This is a genomic window from Streptomyces sp. NPDC001508, assembly GCF_040298665.1.
Lineage (GTDB): Bacteria > Actinomycetota > Actinomycetes > Streptomycetales > Streptomycetaceae > Streptomyces.
Genome location: NZ_JBEPAP010000002.1, coordinates 181,462 through 203,668 on the forward strand (window position 1 = coordinate 181,462; position 22,207 = coordinate 203,668).

A 22,207-nucleotide genomic window follows, 5' to 3' on the forward strand; every position below is an offset into this window, starting at 1 on the left:
ACACAAGGACGGCGCCCGAGGTCCTGCCCGGCCGTCGGCCGCCCCGGCCGGACCCCGGAAGGTGAGTGCGACGCGGCACGGCGGATACCTTTGGCTCGTGCAGCCAGCAAGTGATATCTCCGAGCGGCCTTCTGGGCGCCTCCACCGGGCACGCGCCCTCTACCGGAACGTCTCCAAGCGGAGGACCGCCTGGCTGCTGCTCAAGGACACCGTCAACTCATGCCTGGAGTACCGCATCCTGGGCCTGGCGGCCGAGGCGGCGTTCTTCACGCTGCTGTCGGTGCCGCCGCTGCTGCTGAGCCTGATCGGACTGCTCGGCTACGTCGACGACTGGACCGGCGCCGACACCATCCAGAGCCTGGAGACCAATCTGCTGGACGCCTCCCGCACGGTCCTGTCGGACAAGGGCGTCAAGGAGATCGCCGAGCCGATCCTGCACGACGTGATGCAGGGCGGCCGGCCCGACGTCATCTCCATCGGCTTCCTGTTCGCGCTGTGGTCCGGCTCCCGCGCGGTGAACGTCTTCATCGACACGATCACCGTGATGTACGGCCTCGACGGCGTCCGGGGCATCGTCCGGACCCGGCTGATGGCGTTCCTGCTGTTCATCGTCGCGCTGCTGATCGGCTCGGTGGCGCTGCCGCTGATGGTGGCCGGGCCGGACGCGGTGGTGCGGATCGTGCCCTGGTCGGAGACGGTGGTGCAGGTCCTGTACTGGCCCGTCGTGATCGTGCTGTCGATCGCCTTCCTGACGACCCTGTACCACGTCTCCGTGCCCGTGCGCTCGCCGTGGATCGAGGATGTGCCCGGTGCGCTGGTGGCCCTCGCGATGTGGGTCCTCGGCAGCTTCCTGCTGCGCATCTATCTGACGCACACGATCGAGGGCGCCACCATCTACGGCTCCCTGGCCGCCGCGGTGGCGGTCCTGTTGTGGGTCGGGGTGTCGGCGTTCGCGGTGCTCGTCGGCGCCGCCGTGAACGCCGCGATCGACCGGGTCTGGCCGGCCGCCGCCACGGCCGCGGCCCGCGCCGCCAACGAGCGGCAGCGCGAGGCCCAGGTCGCCGAGTACGTGGCCAGGGCCGCCGCCGTCGGGGATCCCGACGACCCGGACGACCCCGACATGCCGTCCGAGTTCCCCGAACGCTGGTCCCGCTTCCTGCCCCCGGAAGACGTGACCGCGCGCCTGCGCACCCACCCCAAGAACACCCCCCAGACAAAGCCGAACGAGCCCACCTCCCCGCCGGACAAGTAACGCGCCCCCCACGCCACGGACTTCGCCCCCGGCTACCCCTACGTCCGGTGACCTCCCCGACCCCGGCGGGGCCGTTCAGGCCCGGTCCCGGTGCCGGTGACCGGCCCTGATCCCCTCCACGCCTGGGCCTGGGGCCGCGCCGCCACCGCAGTTTCATCACGCCCTGAACGCCCCCACCCCCGAATCTCGTCCTGGCTGCCCCGCGGCTGGGGTTTTCCCGAGCCTGGCGGTGTCACGCGGGTGGCGCCCCGTTCAGGCCCGGTCCCGGTGTCGGTGACCGGCCCTGGATACCCCTGGGGATGGCGTGCGGCTGGGAAGTTTCTCCGTGCCCGGGGGTGTCGCGGGCGGCGGGTCGTGCTGGAAGCGGTGCCCGGCGTCGGGGGCTTCGCCCCCCTGGCCACCGCCTTCGAACGGGCGTACGGGGTCGGCCCGTAGGGGCGCCGGGGGCGGGCGGCGTAATCTGACCCGCGTGTACGAGGAGCGGGCGGCCCGGCTGACCGGCGCGGTGGTGTGGCACATCACCCCGGACGGCGCCGCCGGCCGGCCTGTGCTGCCGGACGGCTGCATGGACCTGCTGTGGAACGAGGGCCGGCTGCTGGTCGCGGGCCCGGACACCCGTGCGTACCTGTCCCATGGCCCGGCCCGCCGCTGGGCCGGCCTCCGCTTCCGGCCGGGCACGGCGCCCGCGTTCTTCGGTGTGCCCGCACACGAACTGCGCGACCAGCGGATGGAGTTGGCCGACCTGTGGCCCGCCGCGCAGGTGCGCCGCCTGACCGCCCGCGTCGACGCGGCGGCCGACCCGGTGACGGCGCTGGAGGACCTCGCCCTGGAACGGGCGGCGGACCTGGCGCCCCCCGAGCACTGGGTGACCCGCCTGGTCGAGGCGCTGGAAGCGGGCCGTCCGGTGGCCGCCACCGCCGACGAACTCGGCATCGGCGCCCGCCAGTTGCACCGCCGCAGCCGCAACGCCTTCGGCTACGGACCGAAGACGCTGGCCCGCGTGCTGCGCCTGCAACGGGCCCTGCGGCTGGCCCGGTCCGGGGTGCCGCTCGCCGAGACCGCGATCCGGGCCGGCTATGCCGACCAGCCCCATCTGTCCCGGGACGTACGGGAGTTGGCGGGGATGCCGCTGGGGCGGCTACTCGGCGGCGGGTAGCGGCGCGAACAGGTCGACACCGTTGCCGTCGGGGTCGTGCACGGTGGCGTACCGCTGTCCCCAGAAGGCGTCCCACGGCTTCAACTCTCCGTGGTACCCGGCGTCCACCAGGTCCTGGTACACGGCGTCCACCTCGGCCGGCGAGGCGCACCGGAAGGCGAGCGCGACCCGGCCCCCGTCGGCCGGCGGGCGCCATCCGGGGTGGAAGGAGCGGACGGTCTCCTCGGTGTCCAGGGCGAGGGCCAGTCCGCCGGGCAGCTCCGCCTCGACGTGCGGCTGCTCCTCGGCTCCCGCGGGGAAGTCAAGACCGAGACGGCGGTAGAAGGCGAGCGAGGCGGCCAGGTCGGAGGCGACCACGCCGATCACGGCGAATCGTGGAGTCATGCCGTCACCGTAGGCGGGGCGCGGCCCCCGGTCTTGAACGAATCGGACACCTCTCCGGGCGCCGGGGCCGAGACGGGACGAGAGCGGCGGGCCGTGCGGTGGCCCGTGCCGATGGTGACCAGTGACGTTTCTCCGGTGAACCGCTTACGCCGATGGAGTGAGTAAAGCGCGTGCACGGTGAAGGTCACGTGAACCCATAGACATCCTCTTGTCCTGGTAAAGGAACCACCCCCTACGGGAAGAAGTCAGACCGTGACCCATGGGAAGAAACTGCGCGAGCGGATCGCCGCGCCGGAGACCACTCCACTGATCGGCGTGTACGACATGTACTCGGCGTCGATCGCGGCGAAGCACTACGACGGGATGTTCGTCTCCGGCTTCGGCTTCGCGGCCTCGTACTACGGCCTGCCGGACATCGGGTTCATCGCCTGGCCCGACATGGTCGCGTTCGTCCAGCGGCTGCGGGGCGCGTTCCCGCACCACCACCTGCTGGTGGACATCGACGACGGCTACGTCGACCCCGAGGTCGCCTGCCACGTCGTCGAGGGTCTGGAGCGGATCGGCGCCTCCGGGGTGATCCTCGAGGACCAGAAGCGCCCGCGGCGCTGCGGCCACGCCGACGGCAAGCAGGTACTGCCCCTGGAGGAGTACCTGGAGAAGCTGGAGAAGGTGCTGGCGACCCGCCAGGACCTGGTCGTGGTGGCCCGTACGGACGCCACCGACGAGCACGACATCCTGCACCGGGCCGAGCGGCTCGCCGCCACCGACGCCGACGTGGTGCTGGTCGACGGGGTGCGCAGCGTGGCGTGGATCCGCCGGATCCGCGAGGTCGTCGGCGACAAGCCGCTGCTGTTCAACCAGATCGCGGGCGGCAAGTCGCCCCGGCTGTCGCTGGGCGAGCTGACCGACCTCGGCGTGGACGTCGCGATCTACAGCACGCCGTGTCTGTTCGCGGCCCACGAGGCGATGGACGCCGCGCTCACCGAACTCAAGGCGGCGGACGGCCGGTTGGCCGAGGTGGACGCGGCGAGCGGGGTCGGCGTCAAGGCGTCCACCCGGCTGCTGGAGCAGAACATCGCCCGGGACCGGCTGATGCCCGAGAGCGTGGGCGTATGACGCCTGCCCTGCCCGTGCTGCGCGCGGCGACGGTGGTCGCCGCGGCGCTGCTCGGGGCCGCGGCCACGCCCGCGGTCGCGGACGGGGGCCTGATCACCGTCCTCGACAACTCGCGGTCCGACTCGATCCTGGAGGTCGACCGCACGGGGAACCTCCAGACCGGCCACGGCACCGCGGGCAGCGATCATGACGGCAGCGCCGTCGACGCCATCCAGGCCCTCATGGGCGAGGGCGACGCGGACGACGAGGACTGACCCGCCCCCGCCCGAGCCGACGGCCGGACGTCCGAGGGCCCCCGCCCGAGGGCGCCCGGCCGCAGCTGCGCAGCGGACCGTTCTCCGAGCGGCCGGCGGCGAGCCGCTGCCCGCTCCCGTCCGCAGAGCGATTCGCCCACGGCTTGCCGCCCCGACCGGCCACCGAGACACCACGGGCGCGTGGCCGGGCCCCGACCGGCGAGGAGCCCGGGGCCCCGGCCGTACCGACATCGGTCGCGCCGCCGAGTGGACCGCCGGGCGCGCGGGGCGGTGCGGGGAACGGCCCGGCCGGGGAGCCGAGCCGGTCCAGGGCCTCGCTCACCCGGCGGCGGGTCTCCGGCGCCACGTCCTCGCGGCCGTCGACCACCGCCGACGCGGTCGGCACCGGCACGCCCGCCTCGCGCGCCACCCTCCACCCCGGCGTACGCCGAACAGCCCTCCGGGCACTGCGCGGCCCCGGAATACCGGCGGACGATGGAGTGCTCTGATGTCACCGGTGCAAGCGCGCGGCGGGAGGAGCTGGTGGGCGGATGACAGCAGACCAGGCGGGCCCCGTGGTCACCACGCCGTACGGGGCGGTACGCGGCAGATACGAGCGCGGCGTCGCGGTGTTCCGCGGCATCCCGTACGCGGCCCCGCCCTTCGGGCCCCGCCGGTTCCGCCCGCCCGAGCCGCCCGCACCCTGGGACGGCGTGCGGGACGCGGGAGCCTTCGGGCCGACCGCGCCGAAACCGCCGTACTCGGAGGCGTTCGCGCACTACCTGTCCGACCCGGAGGTGCCCGGCGACGACTGCCTCAACCTCAACGTATGGACCCCCGAGCCCGGCCCCGGCGCCCGTCTCCCGGTCCTGGTGTGGCTGCACGGCGGCGCCCTGACCAGGGGCTCCGCCGCCGTGCCCGTCTACGACGGACACACCTTCGCCCGCGACGGCATCGTCCTCGTCTCCCTCAACTACCGGCTCGGCGTCGAAGGGTACGGACTGTTCCCGGACGCGCCCGCCAACGCCGGACTGCGCGACCAACTGGCCGCGCTGCAATGGGTGCACGCCTCGATCGCGGCCTTCGGCGGCGACCCCGACCGGATCACCCTGGCCGGACAGTCGGCGGGGGCGATCAGCATCGGCGCGCTGATCGCCGCGCCGCAGACCCAGGGTCTGGTGCGGCGGGCGGTCCTGCAGAGCGGGCCGCCGGAGGCCGCCGAGCGGGACAAGGTACGGCGCATGGTGCGCCGCATGGCCACCCGGCTGAAGATCCCCGCCACGGCCGAGGCCTTCGCCGCCGTCGACCGGGACCTGCTGCTGCGTACCCAGGCCGAGGTGGGCCGGCTGAGCAGCCCCGTCCTGGGCGGCCCCGCCTTCGGCATCGTCGTCGACGGCGACCTCGTGCCGCGTGACCCGCTGGAGGCGCTGACCGAGGGGCACGCCGCGCGCGACATCGACCTGCTCCTCGGCTGGACCCGCGACGAGTACCGGCTGTGGCTGGTCCCCGGCGGACTGATGGACCACGTGGACCGGCTCGGACCGGTCGCGCTGGCCGGCGCGATGGCCCGCTGCCACTGCGGCCACGAGGTGCCGCGCGGCTACCGCGCCCTGCACCCCGAGGCCCGCACCGCCGAGATCGTCGGCCAGTTGGTCACCGACCACCTGCTGCGCCGCCCGCTGCACCGGCTGGCCGACTCCCGTCCCGGCTCCTGCCACGTCTACGAGTTCGCCTGGCCCTCCAACCTGCCCGACCTCGGCGCCTGCCACGCCCTCGAACTGGGCTTCGTCTTCGACACCGGGGACAACCCCGAGTCACGGAAGCTGGCGGGCGAGGGCGGCCCGCGGGAACTGTGCGACGCGATGCACGGAGCCTGGGTACGGTTCGCCGCCGGCGGTGATCCCGGGTGGCGGGCCTGGGACGACCGTCACCCGGTGCGGGTCTTCGGGGACGGCGATCCGTACACCGCGTACGGTCCCCGTGATCGCGAACTGGCCCTGTGGACGGCCGGTGACGTCCGTGAGTCCGTCCCCGTCGGTGGTGCGGCGTCCGTGCGCGGCACGGAAGTGGCCTCCGCGGTACGCCGACTGCGCCGCACGATGCGCGCACACCCGCGCTGAGCCCGACGCCGACCGGGTGCGCGTGGCTGCGCTGGGACCGGCGGGGGGGAGTGTGCGGGGTTGCGCTGGATCTGATGGCGGACGGGGTGTGCAGTGGGGCTGGGACTGGCCGGGATGGGTGCGCGTGGTTGTGCTGGGACCGGCAGGGGGGAGTGTGCGGGGTTGCGCTGGATCTGATGGCGGACCGGGGTGTGCAGTGGGGCTGGGACTGGCCGGGATGGGTGCGTGTGGTTGTGCTGGGACCGGCGGGGTGGGCTGCGTGTCGCGGTGGGGGATCGGCGGGGCGGCGTGTGCGGGGTGGTGCTGGGACTGGCGGGGCGAGGTGTGCGGGATGGTGCTGGGACTGGCGGGGCGACGTGCGCGGGATGGCGCTGGGACTGGCGGGCGCGCCTGTGGTGGTGTGCTTGCTGAGACTGGCGGAGGCGAGGTGTGCGGCGTTGTGCTGGATCTGATGGCGGACCGGGGTGTGCAGTGGGGCTGGGACTGGCCGGGATGGGTGCGTGTGGTTGTGCTGGGACCGGCGGGGTGGGCTGCGTGTCGCGGTGGGGGATCGGCGGGGCGGCGTGTGCGGGGTGGTGCTGGGACTGGCGGGGCGAGGTGTGCGGGATGGTGCTGGGACTGGCGGGGCGACGTGTGCGGGATGGCGCTGGGACTGGCGGGGGCGGGGTGTGCGGGGTTGCGCTGGATCTGATGGCGGACAGGGTGCGCAGTGGTGCTGGAACTGGCGGGGGTGATGTGTGCGGGTGGGGCTGGGACTGGCCGGGATGGGTGCGCGTGGTTGTGCTGGGACTGGCGGGGTGGCGTGTGTCGCGGCGGAGGGATCGGCGGGGCGGGGTGTGCGCAGTGGTGCTGGAACTGGCGGGGGCGCCTGTGGTGGTGTGATGGGACTGGCGGGGGTGGGGCGGGTACAGGTTGCGCCTGAGTCCGTCGGTGGGTGGGTGTGTGTGGGGGGCTCAGGCGGGGGTGAGGGTGCGGGCGATCGTCGTGATGGTCCGTGGTCCCACCCGGCAGCAGCCGCCGATCAGCCGGGCGCCCTCCTCCCGCCACTCCGCGACCTGCTCGGCCCGGAAGCCGGCGCGGCCGTCCCAGGCGTGGGCCGCGGCGTCCCAGGACTCGCCGCTGTTGGGGTAGGCGACGACCGGCTTGCCGGTGACCCGCGCGGCGATCCGGACCGCCCGGCCGACGTCCTTGGGGGCGCAGCAGTTCACGCCGACCGCGATCACCTCGTCGGCGTCCGCGGCCGGGGCGAACGCCTCCGCCAACGGCTGCCCGGCCCGGGTGCGGTCCCCGTCCACGGTGTACGACAGCCAGGCGGGCACGCCGAGCCCGCGCACCGCCCGCAGCAGGGCGGCCGCCTCATCGGCGTCCGGAACGGTCTCCAGGGCCAGCACGTCGGGGGCGGCGCCGGCCAGCACCTCCAGGCGTGCCCGGTGGAAGCGCTCCAGCTCCGCCACGCTCAGCCCGTACCGGCCCCGGTACTCGGAGCCGTCCGCGAGCATCGCGCCGTACGGCCCCGCCGACGCGGCCACCCACAGCGGACGCGTGATCCCCTCGGCGCGGGCGCGCCGCGCGGCGTCCCGGGCCAGCTCCACGCTCAGCGCGAGCAGCCGGGCCGCCTCCTCCCGGCCGATCCCACGCCGTGCGAAGCCCTCGAAGGTGGCCTGGTAGGAGGCGGTGATCGCCACGTTCGCGCCCGCCCTGAAGTAGGCGAGGTGCGCCTCGGTGACCGCCTCGGGCCGCTCGGCCAGCAGCCGCGCCGACCACAGCGCGTCCCCCAGGTCGTGCCCCGCGGACTCCAGCTGATTGGACATGCCGCCGTCGAGCACGACCGCTCCGGCGCGCAGCGCCGCGGCGAGCGGGGGTGTGCTGTCGCTGCTCATGCCCCGACGCTAACCGATGCCGCACACCAGCCGGCAGCGGCGTTTCAGGGAGCAGGCCGGGCCGCCCGTCGGGCACATGACCGACGACGTAGTCTAGAAAGCGCTTGTCGAGAGCGGTACGGTCCAGCCGCCGGACCTGTCGCCGTGACGGAGGGGAGTGCAGTGAGACGCATCAGCGGTCTGCGCATCGCCGTACCGGCCGTACACACCCCGAGCACGCCCTGTCGGCGGCGCCCGCCCACGCGAGCGACGGGCAGGCACGGCGCGACCGGCTGCGCCGGCCTTGGTCCGCGATGAGCTTCTCGCCCGGCGTCTGGTGCCCGGGGGCGCCGCGCGGGCGGGATGAAGCCCTGGGGCGCCCCGACCGGAACCGGGGCGTCCCAGGCCGGCGACCCCGGTTTCCTCCCGCACCGTTTCAATGCACGTAGCGGCTTATGGATTCCGGGTGGATGGTGAGACGTACCTGGTCCGCGGCCAGGATTGCGGCGAGTTCATCGGCGCGGACCGGGTCGGTGAGGTCCCAGTAGCGGGCGGCAAGGCGGGCGCATAGATCGTGGGCTCCGTCGCCGTCCAGCGTGGTGCGGCCCGCGACCGACAGCCAGCGCTCGCGTTCGCCCACCGGGGCGGCGACGACGAGCGAGGCGCGGGGGTCGCGGCGCAGACGCCGCACCTTGACCGAGTCCGGGGCCGTGAACAACTGGATCGTGCCCTCGGCCGTGGCCTCGAACCACACCGGGCGGGGCTGTGGCGGCAGCGGCCCCGCGGCCACCGACAGGAAGCCGTACAGGGGGCGTCGGAGGAATTCGAGGTCCTGGGCGGTCAGCGAACCGGCGTCGGTGCTCATCACAGTCCTTCCGATGATGGGGGAAACGGTTCCGCGGACGGTCATCGCCGCCAGGCTTTTGCCGCCGCGACCCGCACGGCGTAGTCCTCGAAGGCCCGGGGCGCCCGTCCCAGCACGATGGCGAGACCATCCGTCGTAGCGGCAAGCAACCCCCGTCGCGCCGAGGACGACAGCGGTGTCGTTGCTCATGACGCCGATTGAACCCGGTCCGCTCGGACGATCCCATAGGTGAGAAGCCGGATCGCCTGTGTGTGCGTCTAACCTCGCTGAGGTGGACGTGTTCAGTGATCTGATCCGTGGGGTGCGGGCCCACGGCTCGTTGTTCGGCAGTTCGACCCTGTCCCCGCCCTGGGCACTGCACTTCGTGGACGGCGCGCCGCTGACCCTGTGCACCGTGCCGACCGGAGCGGGCTGGATCGTGCCGGAGCACGGTCCGCCCGAGCCGCTGCGCGCCCGCGAGACGATCGTCGTGCGCGGCCCCGCGACGTTCACCTTCGTCGACGAGGTCGGCACCCGGGCCGAACCGGTCGCGTGCGGCGAGCACTGCGCGACGCCCGAGCAGGGCGGGACCCGGCACCGACGCGGCTGGCACGACCCCGGTGGGGACGCCGCTGCCGGCCCCGGTGCGACGACCCTGATCGTCGGCGCCTATCCGGTGCGCGGCGAGATCAGCCGCCGACTGCTGGACGCGCTGCCCGTCGTGCTGCGCGTGGACGCCGGGGGCACGGCCGACCCCGTGCTGGACCATCTCGCCGCCGAGGTCGCCGTCGACGCACCGGGCCGGCAGGTCGTACTCGACCGGTTGCTGGACTGGATGCTGGTCTGCACACTGCGGGAGTGGTTCGACCGGCCCGGCGGTGAGCCCCCGGTCTGGTGGGCCGCCCAGCGGGACCCGGTGGTCGGCGACGCGCTGCGTCTGCTGCACGCCGAACCGGCGGCACCATGGACGGTCACCGCGCTGGCCGAGCGCACCGGGGTGTCGCGTTCGACGCTGGCCAAGCGGTTCGCCGACCTGGTGGGCGAACCGCCGCTGACCTATCTCACCCGCTGGCGCATGACGCTCGCGGCCGATCTTCTGGTCGAGCGGGAGGCCGCGACCGTCGCGGACATCGCCCGCACCGTGGGCTACTCCGACCCGTTCGGGTTCAGCGCGGCCTTCAAACGGGTCCGGGGCATCAACCCGAGCGAGTTCCGCCGCACCGCGACCACCGTCTACCCGGCGGCCGGGCGCCCTGCGACTACCGTCTCCCCGCCGGCCGGGCGCCCTGCGACCACCGTCTCCCCGGCGGCCGGGCGCGCCGCGACCACCGCCTCTTCGGCGGCCGGGCGCCCTGCGACCACCGTCTCCCCGGCGGCCGGGCGCGCCGCGCGGAGCTGACCGATGTCGCCGCACCGGGCGCGGCCGGTGTCAGCGGGCGAACTTCTCGACGGCTGCCGGGGTGACGGGGGTGAAGAAGTTGACGAGGTTGCCGTCGGGGTCGCGGAACAGCAGTGAGCGGTTGCCCCAGGGCATCGTGGTGGGCTCGGTGACGACGTCGGCGACGACGTCGCCCAGGTTCCGGTACACGCGGTCCACGTCGTCGACGAGGAACTCGGTGATCACGCTGTTGTTGTCCGCCGGGCGGGCCGAGCCCGGCGCGAACAGCGGGACGGTGCGGGTGCTCGCGATCGCGAGGGTGGCCTTCGGGGTCCGCAGTTCGGCGAAGTCCTCCGTGGCCCATGCCGCTCGCACCCCCGTGGCCCGCTCGTAGAAGGCGACGAGGCGCGCCACGTCGCCGGTGATGATGCGGATCGAGACGAAATCCATGGTGATCTCCTCGGCTGATGAAGTTCTCGGGCCTCGCAGGCTAGAAGAAATAGGGGACAGAACCAGTCCGGTATCCGCGTTAGGGTGCGTAAATGCCTCGACCCACCGGACGCGTGCTGACGCTCCTGGAACTGCTGCAGTCCGGCGGTACCCGGACGGTGGCCGAACTCGCCGATCGGCTCGGCGTCGACGGGCGCACCGTGCGGCGGTACGTGAACCAGCTGACCGAACTCGACGTGCCCGTGGAGTCGGTGCGCGGCCGCTACGGCGGATACCGTCTCGCCCCCGGGTACCGGCTGCCGCCGCTCATGCTCAGCGACGACGAGGCGCTGGCCGTGCTGCTCGGCCTGGTCGCCGGCCGCCGGGCGGGGCTGACGACGACACAGCGCACAGCGAGCGAGACGGCTTCGGCCAAGATCCGGCGGGTGCTGCCCAAGCACCTGGCGGGCCGGCTCGACACGCTCCTGGAATCCCTCGACTTCACGGATCGGCCCGGCCCGGACGTCGGCCCGGACGCCGGGGTCCTGCTCACCCTCGCCGACGCGGTGCGCCACCGCAGGCCGGTTTCGCTCAGATACACCGACGGCCACGGCCGGCGCACCGAGCGCACGCTGCACGCGTACGGCATCGTCGCCCACGCGGGCCGGTGGTACGTCACGGGCACGGACCCCGGGATCGGCGAGGACCGGACCTTCCGCCTCGATCGCATCGCGGACGCGCGAACCCTGCCCGGCTCGTTCGAGGCGCCCACGGGCCCCGGTCCGGCGCAGCGCATGCTGTCGGGGTTCGCCACGGCCGAGTACCGACACGAGGTGACCCTGCGGATCCACGGCACGGTCGAGCAGATCCGCGCCCGCCTCCCAGCCGGCGTCGCACGCCTCGTGGAGCAGGCGCCCGCGGCGTGCGAGGACCGAGCGGCCGAGCGCTGGCGACGCGTCGAGGTGCGGGCGGAGCGCCTCGACTGGCTGCCGCCGGTGCTCGCCGCGCTCGACCGGCCGTTCGTCATCGAGCGCCCCGCCGAACTGCGCGACCTCGTCGGCGCGTTCGCCGACCGCCTCGCCCGCCACGCCCGCGGCGACGGCGGACGACCACCGGCCTGACCGGGCCGGACAGCCGCCGACCAGACCCGTGCGGCACGGCACATGGTCCGGACCCGTGCGGCGGTCGAGCCGGCGTCCGGCACCCCTACCGCGATCAGCGGCAGGGCCTCCCCGATGATGCTGTCGCCCACCCCGCTCACGGTCCCGCCCGCCCGGAGAGCTGGACGACCTTTCGGCCGGTGCCGAAGAGACACGGGTCTAGCGTCGGCCGTATGAGCGACATCGCACGGGAAACGGCACAGAACGCCGGACGGGAAGCGGCACAGGACGCCGGACGGGAAGCGGCACAGGACGCCGGACGGGAAGCGGCACAGGACGCCGGACGGGAAGCGGCACCGGTGACCGCACCGGACACGGTGCCGGCAGTGGCCCGGTCCTTCGGCGAGCTGCACCGTCGTCCGGGTGCGCCCCTGCTGCTGCCCAACGCCTGGGACCACGCCTCCGCCGCCGCCCTCGCCGCACGCGGGTTCGCGGCGATCGGCACGACGAGCCTCGGTGTCGCCGCGGCGGCCGGGCTGCCCGACGGCGCGGCGGCGACCCGCGACCACACCCTCCGACTCGCCCTGACGCTCGGTACCGAGCCGTTTCTGCTCTCCGTCGACGCGGAGGGCGGCTTCAGCGACGACCCCGACGAAGTGGCCGAGCTGGCACGGCAGTTGTGGGCCGTGGGGGCCGTCGGCATCAACCTGGAGGACGGGCTCGGACCCATGGACCGGCACGCCGCGAAGATCACCGCCGTCAAGTCCGCCGCCCCCGGCCTCTTCGTCAACGCACGGACCGACACCTACTGGCTGGGCGACGGGCAGGGAACAGGAAAGCGGCTGGATGTCTACCAACGGGCGGGCGCGGACGGCGTGTTCGTGCCCGGCCTGAGCGACGCTGACGAGATCGCCGCCCTGGTACGGCACCTCGACGTCCCCCTGAACATCCTGTACTCGCCCACCGGACCCACCGTCCCCCACCTCGCCGACCTGGGCGTACGCCGGATCAGCCTCGGTTCGCTGCTGTACCGCAGGGCGCTGGGCGCAGCCCTGGACGCCATGGCCGACATCGCGGGCGGGCGCGCCCCGCGCGGTACGACGCCCTCGTACGACGACGTACAGGCGCTGGAGCGGGGACCGGAATGAGACGCGACGGCCCGCTCCGCAGCCGCGGCCGGATGAGAGCGAGGGCACTGAACCGCCCGGCGCGCGCTGGTACGGTGGGTGCTTTGCTGGGTATCAGACCCTTTGGACTCAGCACCGGCGAGGGACCGAGGAACCATGGACCTGGAGATCCCCGGCGAGAGGCGACTGGCGGCCGCCGTCGTGTTGGACGAGCGGGAGCGGGTGCTCCTGGTGCGGCGCAGCGAACGCGAACGGTTCCTGCCCCGGGTGTGGGGCGTGCCGTGCGGGAAGCTGGAGCCGGGGGAGACCCCCGCGGACGGCGCGCTGCGGGAACTGAAGGAGGAGACCGGCCTGCTCGGCGAGGTCGTCCGCCGGGTCGGCGAATCCTCCTTCGTCAGCGACTACCGCGGGCACGAGGTCAAGAACTGGCAGGACAACTTCCTGGTCCGGCCACTGACCCGGGTCATCACCCTGCCCGAGCCGGACCAGGACTACGCCTGGCTGGCCCTCGACGAACTGTCCCGCGTCGACATCGACGACTACAACCTGGACGTCGTGCGCCAGGCCGTCACACACATGAGTTCCTGAGCAGTTCCGCCAGATCGTCCAGCGCGGCCAGATAGTCCGCTACGTCCAGCGGCACCTTGGCCACCGCCCCCAGAAGGCGCTCCCTGCCACTGTTCCGCCGGGGGCCCGGTGGGGCGGGCTGGCCTTCAGGGGCCGGCAGGAGGCGCAGGCCGGGGGAGTCCGGGTCGGCGCAGGTGCGCGTGGTGTGACTGGTGTCACAGGGTGGCCGGGCGGCCCTCTTCCGGGGTGGTGAGGGCGCGGGGCCCCCGGGCGTCCCCCGTCTCGGCACGGGGCGCGGGACCCTGGCCGTTCCCGTCTCGGCGCGGGGCGCGGGGCAGCCGGCCGGTTTCTTCTCCGCGGGGCGCGGGGCGCCCGGTCGGTTTCTTCTCGGTGCGGCGCGCGGGGGACCCGGCACGTCGGGCGTGCGGGCGGGGGCATACCGTGAGGAGTCGAACGCCTGAGCCGGGAGGAGACACGGGATGGGCAGCCGTACCGCGCTGGTCGAGGATCTGATGGAGCGGTTCCCGCATGTACCGCGGGAAGCCGTCATCAAGGAGGACCTGCTCCGGGGCGGTGTCGCCTTCGACGCGTCCGCCCTGTCCGACAACGAGGACGGCGAGGTCAAACCGAAGTCGTACTTCATCTTCTCCTTCGACCACGGCACCCTGCCGGAACTGGGCGAGGCCGCGCTGCGCCGCCCACCGGAGGAGATCATCCTCACCGGCGGCCCCTACGACCTGCGCCGGACCGTGGTCTCCGTGCGGGTGAACCCGTCCTCGCCGTACCGGGTCGCCGCCGACGACGAGGGGCTGCTCGGCCTCTACCTCGACGGGAAGCGGATCGCCGACGTCGGCGTCCCGCCGATGCCCGAGTACTACCGGCACACCCTGTCCAACGGGAAGTCCGTGATGGAGGTGGCCCCCACCATCCAGTGGGGCTACCTGATCTACCTGACCGTCTTCCGGGTCTGCCAGTACTTCGGCGCGAAGGAGGAGTGCCAGTACTGCGACATCAACCACAACTGGCGCCAGCACAAGGCGGCCGGGCGGCCCTACACCGGCGTGAAGGACGTCGAGGAGGTCCTGGAGGCGCTGGAGATCATCGACCGGTACGACACCCAGAAGGCGTCCACCGCCTACACGCTCACCGGCGGCGCCATCACCAAGACGGTCGCCGGGCGCGACGAGGCCGACTTCTACGGCCACTACGCCAAGGCCATCGAGGAGCGCTTCCCGGGCCGCTGGATCGGCAAGGTCGTCGCGCAGGCGCTGCCCAAGGACGACGTGCAGCGCTTCAAGGACTACGGCGTGCAGATCTACCACCCCAACTTCGAGGTGTGGGACCGCAGGCTGTTCGAGCTGTACTGCCCGGGCAAGGAACGCTACGTCGGCCGCGACGAGTGGCACCGGCGCATCCTCGACTCGGCGGAGATCTTCGGCGCGCGCAACGTCATCCCGAACTTCGTGGCGGGCGTTGAGATGGCCGAGCCGTTCGGCTTCACCAGCGTCGACGAGGCCATCGCGTCCACCACCGAGGGCCTGCGCTTCTTCATGTCGCACGGGATCACGCCCCGCTTCACCACCTGGTGCCCGGAGCCCACCACCCCGCTCGGCAAGGCCAACCCGCAGGGGGCCCCGCTGGAGTACCACATCCGGCTCCTTGAGGCCTACCGCGCCACCATGGACGACTTCGGCCTGTCCTCCCCGCCCGGCTACGGCCCGCCCGGACCCGGCCGTGCCGTTTTCTCCGTCAGCTCCTTCATGGACAGCCTCCCCGCGCAGGAACCGGCCGAACTCTGACCGCGCCCGCCTGCCGGTTAGGGGCCCGGTGCGGACAGACAGACGCGGTGCCACGACGCGGGCGCGGCCGGCGGCGTGCCACGGTGAGTCAAAACCCGGTCGCCGTCCGTACAGAAGGCCGGAGTTGTGGCTCGCGGCGGACCGCGCCGCACGGCACCGTACGACGGAACGACCCGCCGTACCCTGCCCGCAGCCAGAATTGAATAGGCCGCTTGTCAGTTGTGTCGAAAGCGTGAAAAGCTCGGGCCCTTCCGCGAGGTTCCCCCCAACTCCATTGCCGATATGGTGAGTTGACCTCGTTCGTGGATGCAGGAGACCCATGCCCGACCTGCCGACCCCCCAGGACGCCACCGAGGCCGCGCTGTTCGCCGAGTACTGGGATGCCGTGCTCTCCTATGCCGACCTGTGTACGTCCGGCGCCCAGACGGCCAACCAGCTGGCCACCGAGGCGTTCGCGACGGGCCTGCGCGAGGCGCGCGCCGTGGGGTCCTCGCCGGTGCGGGCGGGCCGGCGCGCACCGCGGCTGCCCATGATCCCGCTGCTGCTGACCGCCGTCCGCAGCACCGCCGCCGGCTGGGAGGCCGACGGGCTCGGCCACCGGCTCGACCCCGACCTCCGGCTGTGGCTCAACTCGGACAAGGCCGCCCGCTACACCGGGCCGCCCCTGCTGCGCCCGATCGCCCTGCGCGCTCTCAGGGACCTCCAGGAAGCGGACGCCTCGCTGCTGTGGCTGGTCGAGGTGGAGGCGCTGCCGCTGCCCGTCGTCGCCCGCCGGCTCGGTCTCGACCCGGATGTCGCGAGCCAGGAACTCGACCAGGTCCAGGCCCTGTTCCGGGACCGCTGCCACCGCGCCCACCTCGACACCCCGATGGACGCGCAGTGCCGCAGCTACGCCCGGCTGCTCGACGCGGTCACCCGCTCGCCCGCCACCGACACCCCCGACGACCTCTCCCGGCACCTGGCCACCTGTGTCCAGTGCGCGGAGGCCGCCGCCTGCCTGCGACTGCACGGCGGCGGGCTGCCCGCGGCGCTGACCGGCGGGATCATCGGCTGGGGCGGCCTCGCCTATCTGGAGCGCCGCCGCCGGGCCGCCGAGGTGAGGCTCGGCGTCGGCCGCCCGGGGGCACCGGCGGACCGGGAGGGCGAGGACCCGAAGGAGGGCACCGGCCGTGGCCGTCTGCTGCGCGGCGGCCTGCTCGCCGCGGCCGTCCTGCTGTCCCTGCTGGCGCTCGGTGTGTCGATGATGCCCTTCGGCGGCTCGGCCGAGGACCGGACCGCACGCCCCGACGACCGGCAGCCGGTCGCCGATCCCGGCGTGCCGCTCCCTTCCGCGGACCCCTCGCGCGCCGTGCCCACCGCCCGCTCCACCGCGCCCTCCGCGTCCGGTACCGCGATGGGCGGCCCGACCGGGTCGGCCGGCCACGCCCCCGACCCGGAACCCCAGGGCACCTCCGCGGCCACCGCCCGCGGCTCGGATGCCGCGACTTGGCCGGGGACCGCCTGCCGGTTCGCGTACGAGCAGGTCAACGAGTGGCCCGACGGCTTCCAGGCCACTGTCACCATCAGCACCGCGAAGGCCCTCGCCGACTGGCGCGTCTCCTGGTCCTTCCGGGACGGCCAGCAGGTGAGCCAGATGTGGGACGCGAGCCTCAGCCAGCACGGCGCCCGGGTCACCGCCACCGCCGCCGACTACAACAAGTCAGTCGCCGCGGGCGGCCACCTCAGCTTCGGCTTCCTCGCCTCATGGCACGGCAGGAACTCGACGCCGTCCGCCTTCACCCTCAACGGACATGCCTGCACGGCCCATTGACCCACATCCGGCACCGCCCACCGATCACCCAGGGAGAGCGGGTTGACGGGGCAGGCCCAGGGCGGGACACATGCAGCCTGCCACCGGCCGACCACCACTCACCTCACCGCGCCTGTCCGCGCGGCACAGCCGGGGCGACCTTGTGAAGTCCACCCCACACGCGGCCGGCGTACTGCCGCCCGGCCGGGGGCGCCCGTGTCGACGGCGGCAGTGCGACGTGATCACCCCCGCCGGTGCGCTGCGCGCCGACACCGCGTTCGTCACCCCACGACCCGCTGTGGTCGTGTGCACCGGTGACTGCGTCGCCGTCGACCCCGGCGGCACCCCGCGCTACGTACGGGCGTAGCTGCCGCGCCGTACCGCCTTCGTGCGCTCCGTCTCGTCCAAGCGGTCCGAGGGGCAGATCCTCGCCGCCGACGTCGACCACGCGACCGTCGCCGTGTCGCCCGCCCTCGACCTCGACCTCGGCCGCATCGAACGGTTCCTGGCCCTGGCCCGGCGTGTCAACCCGCAGGCCGAGAACGGCATCCTCGACATGGACCGGCCGCCGACTCTCTCGCCTTTCTGCCCGCACTATGGGGAGTCTTTGGAGGGAGGTGCCGGTATCGAGACGGCGATTCGCCGGTGTGCCTGCTGAAGACTCGGCTGAAGTAGAAGGCGCTTCGGAAGCCGCAACGCTCGGCGATCACTTGCAGAGTGTCGTTCGACTCGGTCAGGAGGCGCTGTGCCGTCCGCAGTCGAACGGTACGGAGATAGGCGATCGGTGTGACGCCGTGCACGGCCCGGAAACGCCGGGAGAGCTGTGCAGGGCTGATGCCGAGTGCGAAGGCCAGATGAGCGAGTGAAAGGTCCGCAGAGGCGAAGTGGGTCCGGAGGTACGCAGTGGCCTGCCGCACCAACTCGTCCTCGGGTGCGTCGCGTTGCCGGCACAGCATCAGGACGATGTCGGCAACGACATGAGCAGCGACCATGTCGGCGTGCCGCTGAGCCGCTTCGAGCATCGCGAAGTCGGTGCGGAGCCGGTCGTGGTCCTCCACCCGCGAGCGACCGATGGGTGGTTCGAGATCGGTACTGAAGCGCGCGTGGAAGAACGACGTCGGAGCCTGCATCCGGCGCCAGAGAGACCCTCCCGGCGGGCACATCACGATGTCGTCGAGGCGTGCCACCTCTTGCCCGCCGCCGGAGACGGCGAAGGCGAAGGACCCCGTCCGGGGGATCAGCAGACACCAGTCCTCGTAGGTGTCGATACTGCGGCTGAACCGTTCCTGGGGCGGCGCGAGCAGATAGCCGTCCAGCGTCACCATGGCAAGAAAGTACATGTCCGTGATCGGATTTGCCATGCCCTCACGGGGCCTCACAGCGCCACAGTGGGTGGCTATGAAGACAGCAGCCAGTATCTGTGTCTATGGGGGAACGCCGGCGGGTTGTGCGGCCGCTATCACGGCGCATCAGGAGGGCGCGTCCGTCATTCTGATCGAGCCGAGTCGATGGCTCGGCGGCATGCTGGGCTCGGGCATCAAGCCCGAGCAGGACTGCCCTGTTCCCGCAGCGGCCGGCGGGTTGACGGGCGAGGTGATCCTCGGGTTCGGCACCGACCCTCGCGCCATCATGCTCGCGTTCCAGGAGTGGATCGAGAGCAACGACATCGAAGTGATCTACGAGCGCCGCGTCCGTGCGGTGCACAGGGAAGGCAACCGCATCACCGCCGTCCAGTTGGAGACGTCGGGGCCGGACCGGTGGGGAGTGCCGTTGCCGGCTTCGCTGGCGGCGCCCGATGCTCTCGTAGAGGCGTCGGTCTTCATCGACGCGTCGTACGAGGGCGATCTGATGGCGCTGGCCGGCGTTCCCTATCGCACGGGACGGGAAGCACAAGACGCCTACGGCGAAGACGTCGCCGGCGTGCGAACCGTCACCAACTGGGCACCTGTCGATCCGTATGTCGTTCCAGGCGACAGGACGAGCGGACTGCTGCCTCTGCTCGATCCGGATCACGGCTTGCCCGTCGGGGCCGCGGACGACTACACACAGGCGTACAACTTCCGCTTCTACATCACGGCGGACCCCTCGCGCGGGGCTGAGATCACTGCGCCCGACGGTTACACAGCCGAGGACTTCGCGTTGGTGAAGCGGTATGTGGAACACCTGGGGCCGGACATGGAATCGCTGCGAGGAATTTTTCCCGGCTGGCTCAACTCGGGGGAGTACAACTACCAGCGGGCGTCACTGATCACCAATGCTCCCCTCGGGGTGAGCCGTTGGTACCAGGACGGCGACTGGAATGTCCGATCGCGGCTGTGGCGTCACCACATCGACTATCTCCGTGGGCTCCACCATTTCCTTTCGACGGATCCAGCCGTGCCCGAGGAGTTCAGGAAGGAGACGGCGAAGTACGGACTGGACACGAGTGTCTTCCCCGACACCGACGGCTGGCCACCGCAGTTGTATGTGCGGGTGGCGCGACGGCTGGACGGGAGATACACCCTCACACATGCGGACGTGCTCAACAAGACCGACCCCAGTGACGGTGTCGGGCTCGCACTCTTCGGCGTGGACGTCTATCCGACGCGACGGATACCGCGTGCTCATCCGGAGACCGGGCAGCTTGGTGTGGCGACCGAAGGGGACATGTTCATCGGTGGGCACCTGGGTACCGGCCGGCCGTACCCGGTCCCGTACCGCGCCATCACCCCGCAGCGGTCCGACTGCGGCAACCTGCTGATACCGGTATGCCTGTCGGCCACGCACATAGCCTATGCGGCCACTCGGATGGAACCCGTCTTCTGCGTCCTGGCCGAATCCGCCGCGGTTGCCGCGGTGCAGGCGTTGCGTGAACGGACCGACGTGCAAGGCATCGACGTCGGCACGTTGCAGACTCGGCTCGTCGAGCGCGGTCAGGTGATTGCCTGGGCAGGACGGTAGCGCTTCACCGACGCTGCCCAGGGTGTCCGGTAGGGGCACAGTGGTCGACGTGGTAGATGACGGACTGGTCAGGGTGCAGGCGCGGCATGGCCACTCCTACCTGCTGCAGCACCTGCCCGGACAGTACCGCCCCGTCGAAGGAAACGTGGTCGCGAGGGCGGGCGTGCGAGGGGGCTCCGGTGAACACCGTGCCGTCCTGGTGGCCTTGCCCCCACCACAGTGGGGGAATCAGACCTGAGGGTGTGGGTCCTGGGAAGACGGGACGTATCCGGTAGGCCCGGGAGGCGTCGAGGCCGCGGAGCTTGAGGCGCGCCGGAGGATCGGGATAGCTGGAATCCAGGGTTGCCACGGCGAAGATCGCACGGGAGCGGTCATCGTTGACGACACCGTGGGCGGACACGCGCGTGTCGGGGGTGTCGATGCGTACGAGGGTGCCGGCGAGCAGAAGGTGTCGTTCGTTCTTGTAGTACGCGAGCCAGCGGCGCAGGGCGTCGAGTTCCTCGTCGGTCGCCCGGGTGAGGTCCCACTCGATACCCAGATGACCGAAGACGGCCGTCGCGGCCCGGAAGGCCAGGTCGTGGTGGCGGCCGGTGACGTGGGAGCGTCCGGAGGCGATATGCGAGCCGATGTATTCGGGTGGGAGCAGTTGTGTGGTCCAGCGCAGCACGGACTGGCGGTCGTGGGGGTCGATGTTGTCGGATGCCCAGACGCGGTCGGTTCTCTCCAGGACCTCCAGGTCCACGCGTGCGCCGCCGGAGGAGCAGGACTCGATCTCCAGTCCCGGGTGCGCGGCACGGACGTCATCGAGGAGCCGGTAGAAGGCTCGGGTCTGGGCGTGGACGGCTGGTCGCCCCTCGTCGTGCTGGGACCCGGCCTCGATGAGGTCGCGGTTGTGGTCCCACTTGATGTAGTCGATGGGGTATTCATCCAGCAGGGCGAGGATCCGGGAGCGGATGTGTTCGTACGCTGCCGGGACGGTGAGGTTGAGAACCTGCTGGTTCCGGGCTTCGAGCGGCAGGTGTGCTCGCGCGGACATGATCCAGTCCGGGTGTGCACGGGCAAGATCACTGTCGGGACTGATCATCTCCGGTTCGAACCAGAGACCGAACTGCATGCCGAGCCTGCGCACCCGGTTGACCAGGGGGTGCAGGCCATCGGGCCACACGTCCTCGGAGACGACCCAATCGCCAAGTCCCGACGTGTCGTCGCGGCGCGAGCCGAACCAGCCGTCGTCGAGGACGAAGCGCTCGACGCCGAGCGCCGCCGCGCGTTCGGCGAGTTCGGTCAGATGGCCGAGGTCGTGGTCGAAGTAGACCGCTTCCCAGACATTGAGCGTCACCGGCCGGTCGGCCGAGACGTTCCCGGCGCGGCTTCGGACGTGACGATGGAAGCGGTGGGCGACCGCGTCCAGCCCCACTCCGTGGGCGGCGTACAGCCAGGGGCTGTGGTAGGTCTCGCCTTGGCCGAGTTGTACCTCGCCGGGCCACAGTAGTTCACCCCCTCCGATCAACTGCTCACCGGTGAAGACCTGTTCGGCGTAGTGGCGATGGTTGCCGCTCCAGGCGGTGTGCACGGCCCAGATGTGTCCGTCTGCGAAACCGAAGCCGGGGGTGCCGGCGCCGCCGGTTCTCCGATACTCGGCCCAGTTTCCTCCACAGGCCGGCGGGGCCGGGTGCTTCGATGTGGTGAGCACGCAGCAGCGTCGGGACCGTCTCGAACGGCGTCCTGTGACGGTGCGGGTTGATCAGGTCCTCGTCGACGTCGTCGTCCGCGATGACATCGACGCGGCGCAGGCTCATCGGCCGCGGCCACGACGACTTCAGCCAGGTCTCCGGGGCGTCGGCTTCCAACGGCTCCGACACCCACATGTGCGGGCCCGGGTACAGCGGTGTGACCGTCCATGGCCCTGACCAGGGCTAAAGCGGAGGTTGCCGGTGCCCGGAGGCAGAAGCCGCGGCGCAGCAGACGGCTTCGGCCAGGCCGCCTTCGACGACAGTGATGTCGTGTCGGGCGTTTCGTTTCTCATGGCGAGTAGACCTTCAGTCGTGGGAGCGGCGAGGCCGAAGCCGGCGTGCGCCGCCGCAGAGGGTGAAATCGGGCCGAAGAAGCGAGTT

General features: G+C 72.1%; 17 protein-coding genes and 3 pseudogenes. 13 read left to right on the forward strand and 7 right to left on the reverse strand.

Annotated features, from left to right (window positions below):
* The first annotated feature begins 97 nt into the window (after positions 1 to 97).
* The gene (locus ABT245_RS02995; protein WP_351727987.1) at positions 98 to 1,252 is read left to right on the forward strand and encodes a YihY/virulence factor BrkB family protein; all 1,155 of its coding nucleotides are present in this window, start codon (positions 98 to 100) and stop codon (positions 1,250 to 1,252) included.
* Between the two features lie 469 nt (positions 1,253 to 1,721).
* The gene (locus ABT245_RS03000) at positions 1,722 to 2,408 is read left to right on the forward strand and encodes a helix-turn-helix domain-containing protein (protein WP_351727989.1); all 687 of its coding nucleotides are present in this window, start codon (positions 1,722 to 1,724) and stop codon (positions 2,406 to 2,408) included.
* On the opposite strand, the gene ABT245_RS03005 is transcribed toward ABT245_RS03000, so the two are convergent.
* The gene (locus ABT245_RS03005) at positions 2,391 to 2,792 is read right to left on the reverse strand and encodes a VOC family protein (RefSeq protein ID WP_351727990.1); all 402 of its coding nucleotides are present in this window, start codon (positions 2,790 to 2,792) and stop codon (positions 2,391 to 2,393) included. The genes ABT245_RS03000 and ABT245_RS03005 overlap by 18 nt on opposite strands.
* A gap of 252 nt (positions 2,793 to 3,044) precedes the next feature.
* On the opposite strand from ABT245_RS03005, the gene ABT245_RS03010 reads away from it, so the two are divergent.
* Together ABT245_RS03010 and ABT245_RS03015 are read left to right on the forward strand one after the other, a co-directional pair.
* Positions 3,045 to 3,908 carry an isocitrate lyase/PEP mutase family protein gene (locus tag ABT245_RS03010; RefSeq protein WP_351727992.1) on the forward strand — a complete coding sequence of 288 codons (864 nt, stop codon included), beginning with the start codon at positions 3,045 to 3,047 and terminating at the stop codon, positions 3,906 to 3,908.
* A complete protein-coding gene (locus tag ABT245_RS03015; RefSeq protein WP_351727994.1) occupies positions 3,905 to 4,162 on the forward strand; it encodes a hypothetical protein in 258 nt (85 codons plus the stop codon). Before ABT245_RS03010 ends, ABT245_RS03015 begins: the two co-directional genes overlap by 4 nt.
* Before the next feature lie 256 nt (positions 4,163 to 4,418).
* Here the strand turns inward: ABT245_RS03015 and ABT245_RS03020 are convergent.
* Positions 4,419 to 4,571, reverse strand: a pseudogene (locus ABT245_RS03020) (LacI family DNA-binding transcriptional regulator); the annotation flags it as partial.
* 121 nt (positions 4,572 to 4,692) lie between these two features.
* On the opposite strand from ABT245_RS03020, the gene ABT245_RS03025 reads away from it, so the two are divergent.
* Positions 4,693 to 6,261: a carboxylesterase/lipase family protein gene (locus ABT245_RS03025; RefSeq protein ID WP_351727995.1), complete on the forward strand. Its 1,569-nt coding sequence runs from the start codon at positions 4,693 to 4,695 to the stop codon at positions 6,259 to 6,261.
* Positions 6,262 to 7,214: 953 nt separating this feature from the next.
* On the opposite strand, the gene mmuM is transcribed toward ABT245_RS03025, so the two are convergent.
* Positions 7,215 to 8,141, reverse strand: coding sequence for a homocysteine S-methyltransferase (gene mmuM / locus ABT245_RS03030; RefSeq protein WP_351727996.1), 927 nt, complete (start codon positions 8,139 to 8,141; stop codon positions 7,215 to 7,217).
* Between the two features lie 415 nt (positions 8,142 to 8,556).
* On the reverse strand, positions 8,557 to 8,985 hold the full coding sequence (locus tag ABT245_RS03035) for a pyridoxamine 5'-phosphate oxidase family protein (RefSeq protein WP_351727997.1): 429 nt from the start codon (positions 8,983 to 8,985) through the stop codon (positions 8,557 to 8,559).
* A gap of 271 nt (positions 8,986 to 9,256) precedes the next feature.
* Here ABT245_RS03035 and ABT245_RS03040 point away from each other — a divergent pair.
* Positions 9,257 to 10,189, forward strand: a pseudogene (locus ABT245_RS03040) (AraC family transcriptional regulator); the annotation flags it as partial.
* A gap of 204 nt (positions 10,190 to 10,393) precedes the next feature.
* Here ABT245_RS03040 and ABT245_RS03045 read toward each other — a convergent pair.
* A complete protein-coding gene (locus ABT245_RS03045) occupies positions 10,394 to 10,792 on the reverse strand; it encodes a VOC family protein (protein ID WP_351727998.1) in 399 nt (132 codons plus the stop codon).
* Between the two features lie 92 nt (positions 10,793 to 10,884).
* Between ABT245_RS03045 and ABT245_RS03050 the strand changes: the two genes are divergently transcribed.
* The 6 genes and pseudogenes from ABT245_RS03050 to ABT245_RS03075 all read left to right on the forward strand — a co-directional run.
* Positions 10,885 to 11,892: a helix-turn-helix transcriptional regulator gene (locus tag ABT245_RS03050; protein WP_351727999.1), complete on the forward strand. Its 1,008-nt coding sequence runs from the start codon at positions 10,885 to 10,887 to the stop codon at positions 11,890 to 11,892.
* Between the two features lie 212 nt (positions 11,893 to 12,104).
* Positions 12,105 to 13,019 carry an isocitrate lyase/PEP mutase family protein gene (locus tag ABT245_RS03055; RefSeq protein WP_351728001.1) on the forward strand — a complete coding sequence of 305 codons (915 nt, stop codon included), beginning with the start codon at positions 12,105 to 12,107 and terminating at the stop codon, positions 13,017 to 13,019.
* A gap of 135 nt (positions 13,020 to 13,154) precedes the next feature.
* Complete coding sequence (locus ABT245_RS03060) at positions 13,155 to 13,586, forward strand: NUDIX hydrolase (RefSeq protein WP_351728003.1); 432 nt, start codon at positions 13,155 to 13,157, stop codon at positions 13,584 to 13,586.
* A 458-nt stretch (positions 13,587 to 14,044) separates the two neighbouring features.
* Positions 14,045 to 15,364, forward strand: coding sequence for a radical SAM protein (locus ABT245_RS03065; protein ID WP_351728004.1), 1,320 nt, complete (start codon positions 14,045 to 14,047; stop codon positions 15,362 to 15,364).
* 319 nt (positions 15,365 to 15,683) lie between these two features.
* Positions 15,684 to 17,174, forward strand: a complete 1,491-nt coding sequence (locus tag ABT245_RS03070; RefSeq protein ID WP_351728005.1) for a cellulose binding domain-containing protein — start codon at positions 15,684 to 15,686, stop codon at positions 17,172 to 17,174.
* A gap of 70 nt (positions 17,175 to 17,244) precedes the next feature.
* A pseudogene (locus ABT245_RS03075) lies at positions 17,245 to 17,670 on the forward strand (hypothetical protein); the annotation flags it as partial.
* A gap of 7 nt (positions 17,671 to 17,677) precedes the next feature.
* Here ABT245_RS03075 and ABT245_RS03080 read toward each other — a convergent pair.
* Complete coding sequence (locus ABT245_RS03080) at positions 17,678 to 18,514, reverse strand: AraC family transcriptional regulator (protein ID WP_351728006.1); 837 nt, start codon at positions 18,512 to 18,514, stop codon at positions 17,678 to 17,680.
* 37 nt (positions 18,515 to 18,551) lie between these two features.
* On the opposite strand from ABT245_RS03080, the gene ABT245_RS03085 reads away from it, so the two are divergent.
* Complete coding sequence (locus ABT245_RS03085; RefSeq protein WP_351728007.1) at positions 18,552 to 20,093, forward strand: FAD-dependent oxidoreductase; 1,542 nt, start codon at positions 18,552 to 18,554, stop codon at positions 20,091 to 20,093.
* Positions 20,094 to 20,097: 4 nt separating this feature from the next.
* Here the strand turns inward: ABT245_RS03085 and ABT245_RS03090 are convergent, their stop codons facing one another.
* On the reverse strand, positions 20,098 to 21,786 hold the full coding sequence (locus ABT245_RS03090) for an alpha-galactosidase (protein WP_351728009.1): 1,689 nt from the start codon (positions 21,784 to 21,786) through the stop codon (positions 20,098 to 20,100).
* Positions 21,787 to 22,207 lie beyond the last annotated feature (421 nt).